Source organism: Kribbella sp. NPDC049584, from assembly GCF_040675555.1.
Lineage (GTDB): Bacteria > Actinomycetota > Actinomycetes > Propionibacteriales > Kribbellaceae > Kribbella.
The window spans coordinates 144,084-161,553 of the sequence record NZ_JBFAPF010000003.1; the positions used below are offsets into that span (position 1 = coordinate 144,084).

At 68.5% G+C, this 17,470-nt stretch carries 15 protein-coding genes; 6 read left to right on the top strand and 9 right to left on the bottom strand.

Going from position 1 to position 17,470, the window contains the following annotated elements; translation table 11 throughout:
* The first annotated feature begins 138 nt into the window (after window positions 1-138).
* On the top strand, window positions 139-1,602 hold the full coding sequence (locus AB0J62_RS12495; protein WP_363868247.1) for a lysine 2,3-aminomutase: 1,464 nt from the start codon (window positions 139-141) through the stop codon (window positions 1,600-1,602).
* Window positions 1,603-1,666: 64 nt separating this feature from the next.
* On the opposite strand, the gene AB0J62_RS12500 is transcribed toward AB0J62_RS12495, so the two are convergent.
* From AB0J62_RS12500 to AB0J62_RS12515, 4 genes are all read right to left on the bottom strand, one after another.
* On the bottom strand, window positions 1,667-2,332 hold the full coding sequence (locus AB0J62_RS12500) for an HAD family hydrolase (RefSeq protein WP_363868250.1): 666 nt from the start codon (window positions 2,330-2,332) through the stop codon (window positions 1,667-1,669).
* Window positions 2,329-2,769: an Lrp/AsnC family transcriptional regulator gene (locus AB0J62_RS12505; RefSeq protein WP_363868253.1), complete on the bottom strand. Its 441-nt coding sequence runs from the start codon at window positions 2,767-2,769 to the stop codon at window positions 2,329-2,331. The genes AB0J62_RS12500 and AB0J62_RS12505 overlap by 4 nt, the downstream gene beginning before the upstream one ends.
* Before the next feature lie 64 nt (window positions 2,770-2,833).
* Entirely contained in the window at window positions 2,834-3,478 is a 645-nt protein-coding gene (locus AB0J62_RS12510) for a response regulator transcription factor (protein ID WP_363868256.1), read from the bottom strand.
* A complete protein-coding gene (locus AB0J62_RS12515; protein ID WP_363868259.1) occupies window positions 3,463-5,187 on the bottom strand; it encodes a histidine kinase in 1,725 nt (574 codons plus the stop codon). The genes AB0J62_RS12510 and AB0J62_RS12515 overlap by 16 nt, the downstream gene beginning before the upstream one ends.
* Before the next feature lie 162 nt (window positions 5,188-5,349).
* Here AB0J62_RS12515 and AB0J62_RS12520 point away from each other — a divergent pair, with 162 nt between their 5' ends.
* Window positions 5,350-6,891: a hypothetical protein gene (locus AB0J62_RS12520; RefSeq protein WP_363868262.1), complete on the top strand. Its 1,542-nt coding sequence runs from the start codon at window positions 5,350-5,352 to the stop codon at window positions 6,889-6,891.
* On the opposite strand, the gene AB0J62_RS12525 is transcribed toward AB0J62_RS12520, so the two are convergent.
* Window positions 6,888-8,300: an ATP-binding protein gene (locus AB0J62_RS12525; protein ID WP_363868265.1), complete on the bottom strand. Its 1,413-nt coding sequence runs from the start codon at window positions 8,298-8,300 to the stop codon at window positions 6,888-6,890. The genes AB0J62_RS12520 and AB0J62_RS12525 overlap by 4 nt on opposite strands.
* An 88-nt stretch (window positions 8,301-8,388) precedes the next feature.
* On the opposite strand from AB0J62_RS12525, the gene AB0J62_RS12530 reads away from it, so the two are divergent.
* Genes AB0J62_RS12530 through AB0J62_RS12545 form a run of 4 tightly spaced genes read left to right on the top strand, consistent with a single transcriptional unit; the run spans window position 8,389 to window position 11,912 of the window.
* On the top strand, window positions 8,389-9,309 hold the full coding sequence (locus tag AB0J62_RS12530) for a 5'-3' exonuclease (RefSeq protein ID WP_363870430.1): 921 nt from the start codon (window positions 8,389-8,391) through the stop codon (window positions 9,307-9,309).
* On the top strand, window positions 9,306-10,505 hold the full coding sequence (locus tag AB0J62_RS12535) for a M20 family metallopeptidase (protein ID WP_363868268.1): 1,200 nt from the start codon (window positions 9,306-9,308) through the stop codon (window positions 10,503-10,505). Before AB0J62_RS12530 ends, AB0J62_RS12535 begins: the two co-directional genes overlap by 4 nt.
* Window positions 10,502-11,035 carry a HEAT repeat domain-containing protein gene (locus AB0J62_RS12540; protein WP_363868271.1) on the top strand — a complete coding sequence of 178 codons (534 nt, stop codon included), beginning with the start codon at window positions 10,502-10,504 and terminating at the stop codon, window positions 11,033-11,035. The genes AB0J62_RS12535 and AB0J62_RS12540 overlap by 4 nt, the downstream gene beginning before the upstream one ends.
* A gap of 49 nt (window positions 11,036-11,084) precedes the next feature.
* A complete protein-coding gene (locus AB0J62_RS12545; RefSeq protein WP_363868275.1) occupies window positions 11,085-11,912 on the top strand; it encodes an alpha/beta hydrolase in 828 nt (275 codons plus the stop codon).
* On the opposite strand, the gene AB0J62_RS12550 is transcribed toward AB0J62_RS12545, so the two are convergent.
* From AB0J62_RS12550 to AB0J62_RS12565, 4 genes are all read right to left on the bottom strand, one after another.
* Entirely contained in the window at window positions 11,881-12,870 is a 990-nt protein-coding gene (locus AB0J62_RS12550; RefSeq protein ID WP_363868278.1) for a nucleoside hydrolase, read from the bottom strand. The two genes, AB0J62_RS12545 and AB0J62_RS12550, sit on opposite strands and share 32 nt — an antisense overlap.
* A gap of 81 nt (window positions 12,871-12,951) precedes the next feature.
* Window positions 12,952-14,883, bottom strand: a complete 1,932-nt coding sequence (locus tag AB0J62_RS12555) for an ABC transporter ATP-binding protein (RefSeq protein WP_363870433.1) — start codon at window positions 14,881-14,883, stop codon at window positions 12,952-12,954.
* A 152-nt stretch (window positions 14,884-15,035) separates the two neighbouring features.
* On the bottom strand, window positions 15,036-16,769 hold the full coding sequence (locus tag AB0J62_RS12560; RefSeq protein WP_363868281.1) for an ABC transporter ATP-binding protein: 1,734 nt from the start codon (window positions 16,767-16,769) through the stop codon (window positions 15,036-15,038).
* On the bottom strand, window positions 16,769-17,440 hold the full coding sequence (locus AB0J62_RS12565) for a TetR/AcrR family transcriptional regulator (RefSeq protein ID WP_363868284.1): 672 nt from the start codon (window positions 17,438-17,440) through the stop codon (window positions 16,769-16,771). Before AB0J62_RS12565 ends, AB0J62_RS12560 begins: the two co-directional genes overlap by 1 nt.
* Window positions 17,441-17,470 lie beyond the last annotated feature (30 nt).

Consider the following 17,470-nt stretch of genomic DNA (forward strand, 5'->3'; position numbering starts at 1 on the left):
CCTCGTAGCGGTCAGGCAAAATACTACTCAGACCACGCCTTGACGAGAATTCTTGCGGCGTACTGTTGGATCTGAGGGAAGTTCTATCGCTATCCTCACATGAGACCGCATCACCACCGAAGTCCTGCGGAGGGACCCGTGACCGATCTGATCACCCCGGAGCTGGCTCGTTCGGAGCCTGGCGACGGCCAGCCGTACGCGTACCGGCGGGCCGAGCTGGTCGAGCCGGACTGGACCCGGCTGCGCGGCTGGAAGGACGTCACGGCCGAGGAATGGCGCTCGGTGCAGTGGCAGCGGTCGCACTGCGTGAAGAACGTGAAGCAGTTGCGTGAGGTGATGGGCGACCTGCTCGAGGACCGGTTCTACGACGACCTGACCCGCGACCAGGCCGAGCGCGCGACGATGTCGATGCTGCTGCCGCCGCAGATGCTCAACACGATCGTGCCGTCCGGTGCCGCCGACTACACGGAGGCGTTCTACGCGGACCCGGTCCGCCGCTACATGCTGCCGGTGTTCAGCGACCGTCGTTCCGACTGGCCGTCGCACCCGCACGCAACCCGGGACTCGTTGCACGAGCACGAGATGTGGGCCACGGAGGGGTTGACCCACCGATACCCGACCAAGGTCCTTGCGGAGATCCTGCCCACGTGTCCGCAGTACTGCGGCCACTGCACCCGCATGGACCTGGTCGGGAACTCGACGCCGGTCATCGACAAGCTCAAGTTCGTCGCCAAGCCGCAGACCCGGCTCGACAACATGCTCGACTACCTGCGCCGTACGCCGGGTGTCCGCGACGTGGTCGTTTCCGGCGGCGACGTGGCGAACATGCCGTGGCCGCGGCTCGAGTCGTTCCTGATGAGCCTGCTGGAGATCGAGAACATCCGCGACATCCGGCTCGCGACCAAGGCGCTGATGGGGATGCCGCAGCACTGGCTGTCGTCCGACGTCCTGGCCGGCGTGGAGCGCGTCGCGTCGGTGGCGCGCAACCGGGGCGTGATGATCGCGATGCACACGCATGTGAACGCGGCCCAGTCCGTGACGCCGCTGGTCGCCGAGGCGTCGAAGGCGATGCTGGAGGCCGGCCTGCGCGACGTCCGTAACCAGGGCGTGCTGATGCGCGGCGTCAACGACTCGGTGCACCAGCTGCTCGACCTGTGCTTCGCGCTGCTCGACGGCGCGAACATCACGCCGTACTACTTCTACATGTGCGACATGATCCCGTTCTCCGAGCACTGGCGAGTGTCGGTGCGCGACGCGCAGCACCTGCAGCACGGCATCCTCGGATACCTCCCCGGCTTCGCGACGCCGCGCATCGTCTGCGACGTCCCGTACGTCGGCAAGCGCTGGGTGCACCAACTTTCGGAGTACGACGAGGTCCGCGGCATCTCGTACTGGAAGAAGAACTACCGCACCGGCATCGAGCAGCAGGATCCCGAGGCGCTGAACCGCACCTACGAGTACTACGACCCGATCGACACCCTCCCGGTCGAGGGCCAGCAGTGGTGGACCCAGCACGCCGGCACCACCCTCGCCGAAGCCGAACAACGAGCCGCCGCCTCCCGCGCGGCCGCCGAGGCCCAGAAGTCGCTGGACCTCTCCTGAATCCGTCTTCGGTGCCACCAATGCAGGGGGTGGCACCGGAGGCGACACCCCTTGAATTGGTGGCCTACTGAGCGACCGCCAAACCTTTCAGCTCGGCGAAGGTTTTGATGGTGGGGCCGGGCCAGTGTGGGGCTGTGTTGGCGTGCTCGAGCGTGCGGATGGCGTGCATGCCCAGGGATGCAGCGGCGGGCAGTTCGTTGTCGTTGCCGTCGCCAACGAAGATGCACTCGGTCGGGTCCACACCCAGGGCATTGCATGCCGTGAGGTAGATCGCCGGCTCGGGTTTCGCGGCACCCACCTCGGCGGAGAACGCGGTCGCGTCGAAGTACGGCGCGAGCGGGCTCGCGGGCCACTGGAGTTGGGTCTCGGCAGTGATGTTGCTGACCAGCCCGATCCGCCAGCCCGCGGCCTTGAACGCGGCGAGTGTGCTCAACGTCGTCGCGGGAGCGGCACCGAGCAGGCGCTGGGCGAGCGTACGACGAAGACTCGTTGCCTCCTGCACCTGTTCGTCGGTCGGGGTGCCGCCGCAGCGTTCCGCGATCAGCCGGAGCGTGTTCGGCAGATCGCCGTACGCCCCGATGAAGCGCTCGTACGACGCCGCGTCGAACGCCTGCTGGAAGGCGAGGGCGTCGACACCGAGCGCGGCGCCCATCCGCTCGTTGACCAGGGCACGCTCGGCCTCACCGCCGGGGATCAGCGTGCTGAACAGGTCCGACAGCAGCGCCCTCACAGGGCGGGCGGCCGGCGCTCGTACGGCGTGCTCAGGACGATCGTCGTCGTGGTGGAGACGTTGGCCCGGGCCCGGATCACGGCCAGCAGGTTCTCCAGCGCGGCCGGCGAGGCGACCCGGACGACGAGGATGTAGCTGGAGTCGCCCGCGACCGAGTAACAGGACTCGATCTCCGGTACGTCGCGGAGCCGCTCGGGCGAGTCGTCCGGCTGGGACGGATCGATCGGCCGGATCGAGATCAGCGCGGTCAGCGGCAGACCCAGCGCGGTGTGGTCGACGCTGGCGGCGTACCCCTGGATGATGCCGCGCTGCTCGAGGCGCTTGACCCGTTGGTGCACGGCCGACGTGGACAGGCCGGTCGCCTTGCCCAGGTCGGTGAAGCTCATCCTGCCGTCGGTCGCGAGCAGCCCGACGATCTTGCGGTCCAGGTCCTCCATCTCGCAGACATTACGCGAACTGTCCGTCGCGAGCAGCCATTGTGTTCGCGGATCAGACGCCCGATCAGCCACGCAAGGCGGTCAGCACTGCCAGCACCCGGCGGTTCACATCCACCGACGGCTCCAGACCGAGCTTGCGGAACAGCTGCGCGCTGGCCGCCTCGACGGTCCGTTCGCTGATCGCCAATTCGGCCGCAATCGCCGAATTCGACCTGCCCTCGGCCATCAGGGCCAGGATCTCGCGCTCTCGCGGCGTCAAACCGGTCAGCGGCGAACCCGGCCGCCGGCGCTCCATCAACCGCGCCACGATCGTCGGATCGAGGACGCATTCCCGCTCGGCCACTCGTCGCAGGGCGTCCACCAGTACGGCGATGTCCGAGACCCGTTCCTTGAGCAGATACCCCAGACCGGCCGGCTGGTCGGCCAGCAAGCGCTGGGCGTACCGGGCCTCCAGATGCTGGCTCAGCAGCACGACCGCGGTCGCTGGATACCGGTCGCGGATCTGCCGCGCGGCGACCAGGCCCTCGTCCTTGTGACCCGGCGGCATCCGGATGTCGACGATCGCAACGTCCGGTTCCTCCAGCGCGACCAGCCGCAGGAGTTCGTCGGCATCGCCTGCCTCACCGGCGACTTCGATTCCCGCGTCGGACAGCAGCCGGGCCAGACCCGACCGCACCAGCATCATGTCATCGGCTACGACGACTCGCACGGCATCACCGCCTCCAGTTGCCGACCGTCCTGCGACACCACCAACTCTCCCTCGCTCGCGCCGATCCGGTCCTCGAGAGCGGTCAGGTCGGCGCGGCGAACCACCGCACCCCCCGGTTCCAGCGTGGCACGGGCGATGAGCCGGCCGTCCTCCAGCCGTACGGCGATGGCGCAGTGCGTCGTCGCCGTCGGAGCGCCGACGGATCCCAGCACCGCCGCGACGGTCGCATACGCCGCCGTCGCCGTCTCGAGTGGGAGTTCGCGATCGACGCTTACGTCCAGCGTCGCCGGTACGTCGGATGCCATCACGAGTTCCTCGAGAGCTGCGCCGAGACCTTCGTCCTCGAGCACGCTCGGAAAGAGCCCGTGCGCCAGGCGCCGCAACCGCGCCAGCGAATCCAGCACGTTCCCCTCGGCCCGCGCGATCCGCGCGGCCGTTGCGTCGCGGTCGGTGGTCGCAACCTTGTTGCCGACAGCATCCATGCCGTCGGGACCGCCGTCGGGACTACCGGCCGCCTGCAGCTCGGACGAGGCGACCCGTAGCTGAAGTGCCGCACCGATCAGGCGTTGCTGCGCACCGTCGTGCAGATCTCGTTCGATCCGGCGACGTTCGGCATCGGACGCGCTGACAACCCGCCGCCGCGACGCTCGCACCTGCACCTGCCGGGCCAGCGCGACGGCGGACAACTGCGCATTCCGCAGCGCGAGTCTGGTCGCCGGGCTCAGGCCGGCCGCGACGTCCACCGGATTGATCCGGCGACCCAGCACCAGCCGCGCAACCGGCCCTGAACTGTCGGTCAGCAGGACACACCGCTCAGTGGGCGGTCCGCCATCCACCTCGGCGCCGGCCGGGTCGAGCCACCGATCCTCGCCTGGAAAGGCGAACTGTACGGCAACAACCGCGCCGCCGATGAAGGTCTCCGGTCGCATCCCCGCGACCAGCGCGGCAATCTCGGCGCGGAGCTGCAGCAGCCGGATCCGGACGAAGCACACGACGGCACCGACGACGCCTACGACTACCACCTCCAGCGGAAGGTTCACCGAGCCACCGCCGGCGCGATCGAAGGCGAACCAGCGCAGAATCACCGTCGCCGCCAGGATCACCACCGCGAGCCGCACCCCGACCCGGACCGCCGACCGCCGGGCGAGCGCGGCAACCACCGCCGCCGCGGCTACGGTCAGGCAGGCGGCGGCGAGCACTGCGGTCCGAGTTCCGGCGACCGGTGCGAGGACCGACGGCACCTCCGCACAGATCTGCCGGCAAGCCGGGTGTTCGAACGGGTCGTAACCGAGGAGCAGGACCACCGTCGCCCCAGCCGCCAGTCCAACCACAGGTACGCGCCAACGTACGTGCCCGGCCACGCCCGCCAATGCCGCCACGGTGAGCGGCGCCGCGCTCAATGCCGCCACCCTCAGCCGGTCCGGTAGCCACGGCTCACCGGCCAGCAATGGTGCGACAGCCGCGAGCAGCGCCAGCGCAAGGCCGACCGACGTACCTCGAGCCGCAGCGGCGCTCAGCCAGATAGCCGCAACGACCACCGCAACTGACACAGCGATGGTCACCAAGAACCAGGCCGGCAGACTCGCGGCCTGAGCCGACCCGGAATCCTCCAAGACACGGGGCAGTACGACGGAGACCACCGCGGCCGATCCAACCACGGTCGCAGTCACTGCTGTGCCGAGCCGGGCCGCACCGACAGGAGTGGTCATATCGGCCATTGTGGGCCCGTCACACGCCCCGAGGGTGCAGTGTTATCCACATTGGCTGCCGTGCCAACACGGTCGGCACCGCGCAGGCATCTGCCTAACGTCGGAGTACCGGATGTCGTCCAAGCGGGGCTCAGGCGCCGGGAATCTCAGCGGGAGGTACCCATGAACAGGCAACGCGTCACGGCCGCGCTGGTCGCGGTCACACTCGCGGCGGCCACAATCACCGCCTGCAGCACGGCCGGCAGTCTCGACAAGGCGGGCGGAGACACCGCGGTCCTCACGCTGGCCACCCTCGACGACGTGAACGACAACGGCCAGTCCTACGGGCCGCAGGCGTTCGTCGACAGTCTCGTCGCTGTCTCCGGCGGTCGCCTCCGGGTGGATGTGAAGAAGGAGTACGGCGGCAAAGGGGCCGACGCCGAGACGAAAGTGGTCAAGGCGATTGCCACCGGTGCGGTCGACGGCGGCTGGCCGTCCACCCGCGCCTTCGCGAGCGCCGGTATCGGCGGCTTCGGAGCGGTCGAAGCCCCGATGACGATCACCAACTACACAGCCGAGAAGGCCCTCGTCACCTCGCCGGTCGCCGGCCACCTGCTCGACCGGTTGGAGCACACCGGAGTGATCGGACTCGGGCTGGCCGTCGGCCCGCTTCGCCGGCCGTTCGCCACCAAGGCGGCGCTGGTCTCGCCGTCCGCGTGGGCCGGAGTACGGTTCCGGAGCTTCAACTCGCCGACCCAGGAGGCGACCGTCCGCGCGCTCGGCGGTACGCCGGTGAGTGCCGGGTTCGACTGGGTCGACCAGGCCCGGGAGGGCAAGCTCACCGGGGTCGAGCTCGACATCGCCCAGTACGTGGCGAACGGCCCCGGCCCTACCACCTTCGGCACCGGGAACGTGGTGCTCTGGCCGAAGGTGTTCGTGCTCAGCTTCAGCCGGCAGCGCTTCGACGCACTCACCGAGCAGCAGCGCACCTGGATTCGTGAAGCGGCCAAGAAGGCGACCGCCGCCTCCGTCGACGCGGTGTACGACGAGAGCACGCCGGCCACGCGACTGTGCGGGCAGGGCATCAAGTTCCTCGACGCGGCACCCGACCAGCTCGCGGAGCTGCGCCGAACGCTCCGTCCGGTGCTCGCCGGCCTGGCAACGGACCCCTTGTTCCACGAGATCGAGGCGATCGCACAGCGCAACCCGGAAGTCGAGGTCCCGACCGTGCCGATCGTGTGCAAGGATAATTCGCAGAACTTCCAGGCAGGAAAGCCACCGGCGACACTGTCCAAACTGCCTCCCGGCGTCTACCGGGTGGGCATCACGTCGGCGGACCTCGCCGCGGCAGGTCAGAGCCAGGATCCTGGGCTCCGTGGGACCTGGACCCTGGCGATCCGGCAGGGCGAGTATCGGCTCAGCTGCCGGCCGATCAGCGAGCCAGGTGTGGAGTGCGCGGCGTCGACATACGACGGACCGCTCGACGCCGGTGAGGTCCGGGGCATGGGAAACACCGTCTACTTCAGCTATCGGCCCGCACTCCTGGCCAAGCTGACCGGATGTCTGCTGCCGGTGTCCGACACGGTGCCGAACCACTGCTTCCCGGGCGGTGGGCCGATCCGGATGAGCTGGAAGCTGGAAGGCCGGACGCTCATCCTCGGGGACTACGTGAGTGACTGGACGAACTTGCAGTACCTGATCAAGCCTTGGCAGAAGATCGTCTAGCGCACCGGGACGGTCGCGCTCACTGTCGTACCGGCTCCGGGTGGACTCACCACTTGGAGCCGGCCGCTGTACGCCGCCAGTCTGTCGGCCAGACCGGTCAGCCCTGAGCCGGAAGGATCTGCCCCACCTCGTCCGTTGTCGGTGACAACGAGTCGAAGGTCTCGGCTCGATCCGCTGAGTTCGATCCTGATCCGGGTGGCTCCGGCATGCTTGATCGCGTTGGTCAGCGCCTCGGAGCAGACGAAGTACAGCGCAGACTCGACCCCCGTTCCTGCCGCCGCGTCCGGGGCACAGGTGACCTTGACGTCGGCCGGAGCGCTCCGTGCCAGCGTCTCCAGCGCCGCCCGGAGGAGGCCGTTGCCCAGTCCGGCGGGCGGGACTCCGGTCACCAGATCCTCGATCTCGGTGATCGCGGTCGCGAGTGACTCCGCCACCGATCGCAGCGAAGAGATCCGGGTCCGCTCCAGCTCACTTCGCGCCTCGATCAGAAGGCTCAGCACGTTGTCCCGAAGCTCTTCGGCCATCGCGATCCGTTGTGCATCGGTCGCAGCGACGACCCGCGCTCGCGCTGCCTCCAGCTCGGCCAGGCGGACCAACTGCTCGTCGTGCAGACGTGCGTTCGTCACCGCCAGCCGGACGGCAGATGAGACCGCCTGCGCGGTGACTGCGTCGGCGAGTGCGGGCGAACTGTGCTCGACGACGGCCAGCGGACCGTCGTCGCCGGCGACGACCAGCCAACCTGGCTCAGGCTCGATCGCTTCTCCGTCGGAGGTTGCGTAACCCTGGCCGACCCGACGATGGACCCGTAGGGTGCGATCGTCCAGCGTATCCGCGAGAATCGCCGCGAAACCTGGCAGCCCGGCTGCCGGCGTACCCGCCAGCGCCTCGTCGGCGAGCCTTCGCCGGACCTGTTCCACCGTCCACGCCGCAACGGGGTAGGCGATCGCGATCACGAGCAGCACAACCTCGTAGCTCAGCAGCGCCAACGCAGGATCGAACGGCCCGTCCTGTCGGGACCAGGTCCAGGCCGTCCCGAGTACCGCCGCGACGGCCGCAGCCGATGCGACCGGATACCAATGCGTCGCCGGGCGGACCAGCATCACCAGGGCCGCGATCGCGTACAGCACCGCAAGCCCCAGCTGCGAGACCAGGCCGACGGCGGCCGGCACGGCGAGCGCGACCACGAGCCAGCTGAGGCGACCCCGAACCTTGCCCGTCGGAAAGCTCGCCAGCGCGAGAAGGAGCAGACCATGGTGAACGGACAAGACCCCGGGTACCACCGACTCGAGCAGCCAGGTCACGCCGACCGCGGCGACCACGACACGTTGGCGGCCGGCACCGACCGGCACCGCGGCGGCTGCCAGGAAGCTCACGCCGACGGCGAGATCCATCACCTGCGCCTCGATCATGCCTCAGGGTGTAGGCGCGGAGCGGTGATCGGCAACTGTCGGGCGGTTGTGAAAGCATCTCCTCATGGCTGACAGACCCCAGCGCTTGATGCTGCTCGACACCGCGTCGCTGTACTTCCGTGCGTTCTTCGGCGTGCCGGACACGATGAAGGCCGCCGACGGTACGCCGACCAACGCGATCCGCGGGCTGCTCGACTTCATCGCGCGCCTCGCCGAGAACCACCGGCCGACCCATCTGGTCGCCTGCTGGGACGACAACTGGCGGCCGTCCTGGCGGGTCGCGCTGATTCCGTCGTACAAGGCGCAGCGGGTCGAATTCGTGACGCCGAAGGGCGAGCAGGTCGAGGACGTACCGGACCGGCTCGAGGTCCAGGTGCCGTACATCCGCGCCTGCCTCGAGGCGATCGGGATCGCGATCGTGGGCGCCCCAGACCACGAGGCGGACGACGTGATCGGCACGCTCTCGCACCAGGCGACGATGCCGGTCGACGTGGTCACCGGCGACCGGGACCTGTTCCAGCTGATCGACGACAGCCGCGGCATCCGGATCGTGTACACGGCGGCACGCGGCGTCGGCCGGGCCGAGGTGTACGACGAGAAGGCGCTGCTGGCGAAGTACGAGATCCCGGCTCAGCGGTACGCCGATTTCGCGACGCTGCGCGGGGACGCCTCCGACGGGCTGCCCGGCGTGAAGGGCATCGGCGAGAAGACGGCCGCCGCGCTCGTCACGGCGTACGGCGATCTGGATGCGATCCGCGCCGCCGCGGCCGACCCGAGTACGCCGATGTCGCCCGGGGTGAAGAAGAAGATCCTCGCGGACAGCGACTACCTGGACGTCGCGCCGAAGGTCGTCGCCGTCGCGAAGGACGCGCCGGTCGGGAAGTACGACGCGCGCATCCCGCAGGAGATCAGGGATCCGGAGCGGTGGCTCGACCTCGTCGAACTGCTCGAGCTCGGCAGCAGCGCGCAACGGGTGATGTCGGCGCTGAACCTGGGACCGAAAGCATGAGCCGCACGCGTGAGCTGGCGGAGGGGTTCCGGGACGAGATCGTCGCGCTGCGGCGGGCGTTGCATCAGGTCCCGGAGTACGACCTGGATCTGCCGAAGTCGCAGCAGTTGATCCTGGAAGCGTTGGCCGGCCTGCCGTTGGAGATCACGCTCGGCAAGGAGCTGTCCTCGGTGACCGCCGTACTGCGAGGTGGCGGTGGGCCCGGTCCGGTTGTCTTGTTGCGCGGAGACATGGATGCGCTGCCGGTGACCGAGCGGACCGACGTGCCCTACGTCTCGCAGCACCCTGGGATGATGCATGCGTGTGGTCATGACCTGCATGTCGCGGGGCTGGTCGGCGCGGCGAAGGTGCTGTCTGCTCTGCAGGCGGAGTTGCCCGGTGATGTGGTGTTCATGTTCCAGCCCGGCGAGGAGACGTCGGGCGGGGCGCCGATCATGATCCGCGAGGGTGTGCTGAACGCGGCGGGCCGGCGGGCCGATGCGGCGTACGGGCTGCACGTCGGGTCGGCGTCGCAGCCGTTGGGGATGTGGAGCAGCAAGCCGGGGTCGTTCATGGCCGCGGCAGACCAGTTGCATGTGCGGGTGGTCGGTTCGGGGACGCACGGGTCGACGCCGTACCGCGGGAAGGACCCGATCCCGGTGCTGTGCGAGATCGTCGGGGCGCTGCAGACGATGATCACGCGGCAGTTCGACGTGTTCGACCCGGTCGTGCTCACGGTCGGACGGATCGCCGGTGGGACGAAGGAGAACATCATCCCGGACGACGCGATGTTCGACGCGACGGTCCGGACGTTCTCCGCGGAGACCCGCGCGAAAGTGGAGCTGGCGTCAACCCAACTGGTCGAGTCGATGGCCGCGGCCCACGGGTTGAAGGCCGAGGTCGAGTACCAGATCGGCTATCCGGTGACGGTCAACGACACCGCGGAGTACGAGTTCGCCCGCGACACGATAGTCGACCTTTTCGGCGACGACCGCTTCCGCGAACGCCCCAACCCGCGCTGCGGCGCCGAGGACTTCTCCTACATCCTGGAGGAGATCCCGGGCGTGTACCTCAACCTCAGCGCCTGCCGCTCCGCCGACCCAGACGCCGCCCCCGACAACCACTCCCCCTTGGCCGACTTCGACGACTCCATCCTCCCGGACGGAGCCGCCCTCCTCGCCGAGCTCGCGATACGCCGGTTGGCACGCGGCGTATGACGGACTTCCGGTCGCGCCGGATGGTGGTGAAGGGCAACGAGGCCGCGGTCCGGGCGTTCGCCGATCAGCAAGGATGGCCGCTGGTCGACGGCTCGGACCCTGGCGAGCTCTCCTGGAGAGCCGACGATGGCGTCTCCCTGGAGTACACGGTCGACCCGTTGTCGCTCACCCCGTACGTCGTGGTGTCGGGCGCCGAGCAGTCCGCAGTCTCGGAGGTGACGCGCGTCGTCGCCGACCAAGGGCCGGTCTGGACTTTGGACGAGCTGCTCGTCGACGTGTCTGCCAGCCCGGGGCCGGCGGCGGTTGCCCGAGCCGGCGTGGGGGCGCCGGACGAGTACGACGCACGATTCTTCGCCTGCATCACCGCCGCGATGAAGGACCCGGACACGGCAGTTCGCGAGGCGGCGCTGTACGCGACGGCGTACTCGGCGTACCCGCAGTATCACGATCACCTGGTCGAGGTCGCCCAGACGGACCCGGACCCGGACCGCCAGGAGGACGCCGACCTGATCCTGGAGTCGTTCGACTAGGGAGAATTCCCGATGTCGCGGGCGGTCGGGGGCCAGCAGAATCGCGGTCATGCCCTTTGTTGATGTGCCCGGCGGATACCTGTACTACGAGCAGCACGGCGCCGGCCCGGATGTCGTCCTGCTGAACGGCGGTCTCACCGACACGCGGATGTGGAGTTCCACGGTCGCGTGGCTGGCGGACGTAGCTCGCGTGACGGTGTGGGACTGCCGGGACCGCGGCCTGTCGTCCGTGTCTTTGTCCGAGTACGAGGAGCTCGCCGACCTGGCCGCGGTCCTGGATGTCGCCGGGGTCTCGCGGGCGACGCTGCTCGGGGTGTCCGACGGGGCGCGGCAGGCGTTGGCGTTCGCCCATCGGTATCCGGCGCGGGTGGCTCGGGTCTGCGCGGTTGCCGGGTCGTTCGGCGAGTTCCCGTCGCCGACGGCGGCCGAGGCGGCGGCGCGGGTGGTGATGCGGGCTCACTTCGCCCAGCAGGCGAAGATCCTCGAGGCCGGCGACATCCCGACAGCCGCGGCGAACGACGTCACCGCCTGGTGCCCCGCGGTCGACCTCGACGCTCACCGCCTCCTGGTCGGCCTCGCGATCGCGAACTCCCGGATCATGCTCATGCCCGAGGACAATGCCCGCGAGCTCGATCCCCCGATCAAACACCGCTTCGCCGAACTCGCAGTACCGGTCTCCGTCCTGGTCGGCGAACACGACTTCCAAGGCACCCAACTCTGGGCCCACCGCCTGGCATCCGAAGCCCCGAACACCACCCTGACCGTCCTCCCGAACGCGGACCACATGCCTATGCTCTCCGCACCCGACGACTTCCGGACGTTTGTCCTCGACGCCCTCGCCGGCACTAATCCAGCGCCCGCTCCAGCCACGACATGAACGCGCCGTAGTCCGCCGACACCGACATGACGATCTCGGCCCCGTCGTCGTGTCTGCTCATCCGCGCGATCTCGTCGAGCACAACCCGCTCCCGCACGAAGCGGACACCCGGCCACAACATCGCCGCCGCCAGCGTCAGCGCGTCGTGCTGCATGGTGCCCGGGTACTTCGCCATCCAGCGATCGCAGTGTTCGCGGAGCACGCGCTCGAACGGGCGCGCGTCCGGCTGAGCCCATCGCTGGTACAGCGGAGAGTCCTTGGTGATCTCCATCGCCGGGGTGAACGTCACGTCGGACACCACGAACGTCGGCAGCCACGGCTCCAGCGCCGGCAGCATCCGGATCGCAGCCTCCGGGTCCACCCGGAAGTTGTGCTCCGCCCGCGCGGGATCCCGGTAGTTGATCGCACCGCCCATCTGCGTCACGACCAACTGCGACACCAGCTCAGGCCGCTCGGCCTGCAGCCTGGCGAGGTTGGACAACGGCCCCATCCCCACCCAGCGAATCCGCCCGGCCGTCGCCGTACAAAGCTCACTCACCGCCCCAACCACGTCGGTCCCCTGCCGCGGGACCTCCGCCGGACACAATCCGTCGATCACCCACATCCGGCTGTTCCCGAGGTCGGCCCCTGCCACCACCCGAACATCCGTCCGCCCCACCAGATCCAGCAAGTACCGCGCAAACCGAGCCCGCTCCCCGCCGTACTCGTCACCGGTAATCACCAACCGCAGCTCAGGCACCAACCGAGCAGCAACGACCAGCGCGACCGTGTCATCCGGATCCCCACCAACATCGGTATCGATGATCATCGGCGCATGGGCGATCGCCGGCACACCGACGGCCGGGGGCGGCCCACCCCGAATCAGCGGACCGGCAAGCTCCTCGAACTCCTCAAAGCTCGCGCTCGTCCCGGCCAACGCCGCCCACTCGTCCCCGGGCTTGCCCTCGCCGCCACCCATCGCCACCTCCGCTGCTCCGCATGGAATTGAACATGGATGGAGGGGACGCCGTTCGGCGTCCCCTCCGTGTGGTGCTTGTTGTCAGCGGGCCATGGGGCGGCCGGCTGGGGTTGCTATCGGTGCTGCCATGGCGGCGGCTTCTTCGTCTATGTCTACTACGGCGCCGCTGAACTGGGCGTTGTAGAGGCGGGCGTAGGCGCCGTCGACGGCGAGGAGTTCGTTGTGGTTGCCCTGTTCGACGATCGCGCCGTTCTCCATGACCAGGATGAGGTCGGCGTCGCGGATGGTGGAGAGGCGGTGCGCGATGACGAAGCTGGTTCGGTCCGAGCGCAGGGCGGCCATGGCGCGTTGGACCAGGACCTCCGTGCGGGTGTCGACCGAGCTGGTGGCCTCGTCGAGGATGAGCAACTGCGGGTCGGCCAGGAACGCTCGCGCGATGGTGAGCAGCTGCTTCTCACCGGCGCTGACGTTGCTGCCTTCCTCGTCGATCACCGTGTCGTACCCGTCCGGCAGGCTGTGCACGAAGCGGTCGACGTACGTCGCCTTCGCGGCGGCCAGCATGTCCTCCTCGGTGGCGTCCAGGTTGCCGTAGAGGATGTTGTCGCGGATCGTGCCGCCGAACAGCCAGGTGTCCTGCAGCACCATGCCGATCCGCGAGCGCAGGTCGTGCCGCGTCAGCTCGGTGATGTCGACACCGTCGAGCGTGATCCTGCCGCCGTTGAGCTCGTAGAACCGCATGATCAGGTTGACCAGCGTCGTCTTGCCGGCACCGGTCGGGCCGACGATCGCGACCGTCTGCCCCGGCTCCGCGACCAGGCTCAGGTCGGTGATCAGCGGCTTCTCCGGGTCGTACGAGAACGAGACGTGCTCGAACTCGACCCGTCCGCGCGCGTCGGTGACCTTCTCCGGCGTCGCGTCGTCCGGGATCTGCTCCTCCGCGTCGAGTACTTCGAACACGCGCTCAGCGGACGCGACACCCGACTGCAACAGGTTCGCCATCGAGGCGACCTGGGTCAGCGGCTGGGTGAACTGCCGCGAGTACTGGATGAACGCCTGCACGTCGCCCAGCGACATCGTGCCGGACGCGACCCGCAGACCGCCGAGGACCGCGATGACCACGTAGTTCAGGTTCCCGACGAACATCATCACCGGCATGATCAGCCCGGAGATGAACTGCGCCCCGAACGCGGCCTGGAACAGGTCGTCGTTCTTCTTCGCGAACTCGGCCTCGATCTCCTTCTGCCGGCCGAAGACCTTCACCAGCTCGTGACCGGTGAACGCCTCCTCGATCTGCCCGTTCAGCGCTCCGGTGTGACGCCACTGGGCGATGAACCGGACCTGCGAGCGCTTGGCGATCGTCGCAGTCAGGATCATCGTGATCGGGATCGTGACCAGCGCGATCAGCGCCAGCACCGGGGAGATCACGAACATCAGCGTGATCACGCCGATGACCGTCAGCAGCGAGGTGAGCAGCTGGCTCAGCGTCTGCTGCAGGCTGGTCGAGATGTTGTCGATGTCGTTCGTCACCCGGCTGAGCAGCTCACCGCGTGGCGCACCGTCGAAGTAGCTCAGCGGCAGCCGGTTCAGCTTCGCCTCGACGTCGGCGCGCAGCGACAGGATCGTCCGCTGTACGACGCCGTTCAGGATGTAGCCCTGCGCCCAGGAGAGGAAGAACGCACCGGCGTACAGCGCCAGGACCAGCAGCAGAACGTTGCGTAGAGCATCGAAGTCGATGCCCACGCCTGGGACCAGGTCGATCCCCTGCAGCAGGTCGGCCAGCCGGCCGTTGCCGGAGGCCCGGGTCTGCTCGATCACCTGCGCCTTGGTCAGCCCGCTCGGCAGATGCTTGCCGATCGCGCCGGCGAAGATGATGTCGGTCGCACGGCCGAGGATCTTCGGGCCGAGCACGGACAGACCGACGCTGCAGACCGCCAGCAGGATGACGCCGGACACCTGCAGCCGGTGCGGGCGCAGCCGCCCGAGCAACCGCTTCGCCGACGGCAGGAAGTTCATGGACTTGTCGCCGGGAATACCTCCCGGCGGCCCGAACCCACGACCGGTGGTCGGCCGCTCGGTCGCCTTCACAGCCTTGGGTGCCTTCACAGCCTTGGGTGCCTTCACAGCCTTGGGCGCCTGCCCGTTCGGGGACGGCGTGTTCTCCTCGCTCATGCCGCCTCCTCCGCGGAACGCTGGGACTCGACGATCTCGACGTACGTCGGACACGTCTCGAGCAACTCGTCGTGCGTGCCCTTGCCGACGATCGCACCGTCCTCGATCACGACGATCTGGTCGGCGTCGATGATCGTCGACACGCGCTGCGCGACGACCACCACACAGGCCTCCCGGGTCACCGGCCGCAGCGCCGCCCGCAATCGGGCGTCGGTCGACAGGTCCAGCGCCGAGAACGAGTCGTCGAACAGGTAGATCTCCGGCTTGCGGACCAGCGCCCGCGCGATCGCGAGCCGCTGCCGCTGACCGCCGGACACGTTCGTGCCGCCCTGCGCGATCGGCGCGTCCAGCCCTTCGGCCATCGCCTCGACGAAGTCCTTGCCCTGGGCAATCTCCAGGGCCGCCCAGAGCTCCTCGTCGGTGGCGTCCGGGTTGCCGTACCGCAGGTTGCTGGCGACCGTCCCGGAGAACAGGTAGGGACGTTGCGGCACCAGGCCGATCCGCTCCCACAGCGCCTCGGGCTCGATCTCGCGTACGTCGATGCCGTCGACCAGAACCCGTCCCTCGGTCGCGTCGAACAACCGCGGCACCAGCGAGAGCAGCGTCGTCTTACCAGCACCCGTGCTGCCGATGATCGCGGTCGTCTGGCCCGGCGAGGCGACGAGGTTGATGTCGTGCAGCACCGGCTCGGCCGCGCCCGGGTACTTGAACGAGGCGTGCTCGAAGACGAGCTGCCCGCGACCGGTGAAGGTCCTGATCGGCGTGACCGGCGGCCGCACCGACGAATCCGTGTCGAGTACTTCGGAGATCCGATCCGCGCAGACCGACGCTCGCGGGACCATGATCATCACGAACACGCCCATCATCACCGAGAACAGGATCTGGATCAGGTAGCTCAGGAAGGCGGTCAGCGCGCCGACCTCCATCGTCCCGTTCTCGATCCGGGAGGCGCCGAACCACAGCACCGCCACGCTCGACAGGTTCAGGATCAGCATCACGGTCGGGAAGATCAGTGCCATCAACCGGCCGGCCTTGATCGCGGTGTCGGTCAGGTTCTGGTTGGCCTCGCCGAAGCGCTCGACCTCGTGCGGCTCGCGGACGAACGCGCGGACCACCCGGATGCCGGAGATCTGCTCGCGCAGTACCCGGTTCACCCCGTCGATGTTCTTCTGCATCTTCCGGAACTGCGGGACCATCCGGCTCGCGATGAAGCCGACACACGCGGCCAGCAGCGGCACGGCGACCGCGACCAGCCAGGACAGCCCGACGTCCTCGCGGACCGCCATGATCACGCCACCGACCATCGTGATCGGCGCCGCGACCAGCATCGTCGTGGTCATCACGACCAGCATCTGGATCTGCTGTACGTCGTTGGTGCTCCGCGAGATCAGCGTCGGCGCGCCGAACTGGTTCACCTCGCGGGCGGAGAACTCACCGACCCGGTGGAAGACCGCGGCGCGGACGTCCCGCCCGAACAGGGCGGCCGTCTTCGCACCGAAGTACACCGCCGTGATCGTGCAGAGGATCTGCACCAGGCTGACGGCGAGCATCCAGCCGCCGGTGCGCATGATGTAAGCGGTGTCGCCCTTGGCCACACCGTTGTCGATGATGTCGGCGTTGAGGCTGGGCAGGTAGAGAGAGGCGATCGTCCCGACCAGCTGCAGGACCACCACCAAGGACAGGTTTCCCGCGTACGGACGCAGGTGCGTACGCAAGACACGAAGTAACATCAATCATCCCCAGAGTCGTGATGGCGGGCACCGCCGAGCGCGTACTCGACGATGTCCTCGGTGGCCGGTGGCTGACCGGTGTGGTGCTTGCGGAGGCCGTCGAACGCGAAGTCGACGATCTCCTCGGCGGTCAGCGCGTGGCCGCCGGAAATCAGTGGGTGGGTGGCCGAGAAGGTCAGCAGTCCGAGATGGCGGACCACGTCTTCGGGCGGCAGTCGCAACTGGTCCGCGTCCGGCCGGATCAGGTCCGCGAACGCCAGGTTCGCCAGGTCCGAGTGCCGCTGGCGGCGCGCCTCGTCCATCGGGGTCGCGTGCCGGAACTCCGGTGGCCGGCGGATCCGCAACGCGAACATCAGCTTGAACACCCCGCGCAACCGCTTCTGACCGATCTCTACCGCGGCGATGGTCCGCTCGCGCAGCGGCAGTGAGGGGTCGACCCGCTGGATCGCCCGGACCAGGTCCGAGGTGTCGAACACGGTCGCCATCGCGGCCTCGATCAGCGCGTCCTTGCTGCCGAACGCACGGAAGATCGTCCCCTCGGCGATCCCGGCCGCCTCGGCGATCTGCTTGGTGCTGACGTCGGCCCCGAACTCCTCCAGCAACGGCAGCGCGGCCTCGACGATGGCCGCGCGTCGCTCGTCAGGTGGCAGTGGGGTCGCTCGTGGTGTCACGGATCAAAGGTAACTGAGTGAGTACTCACT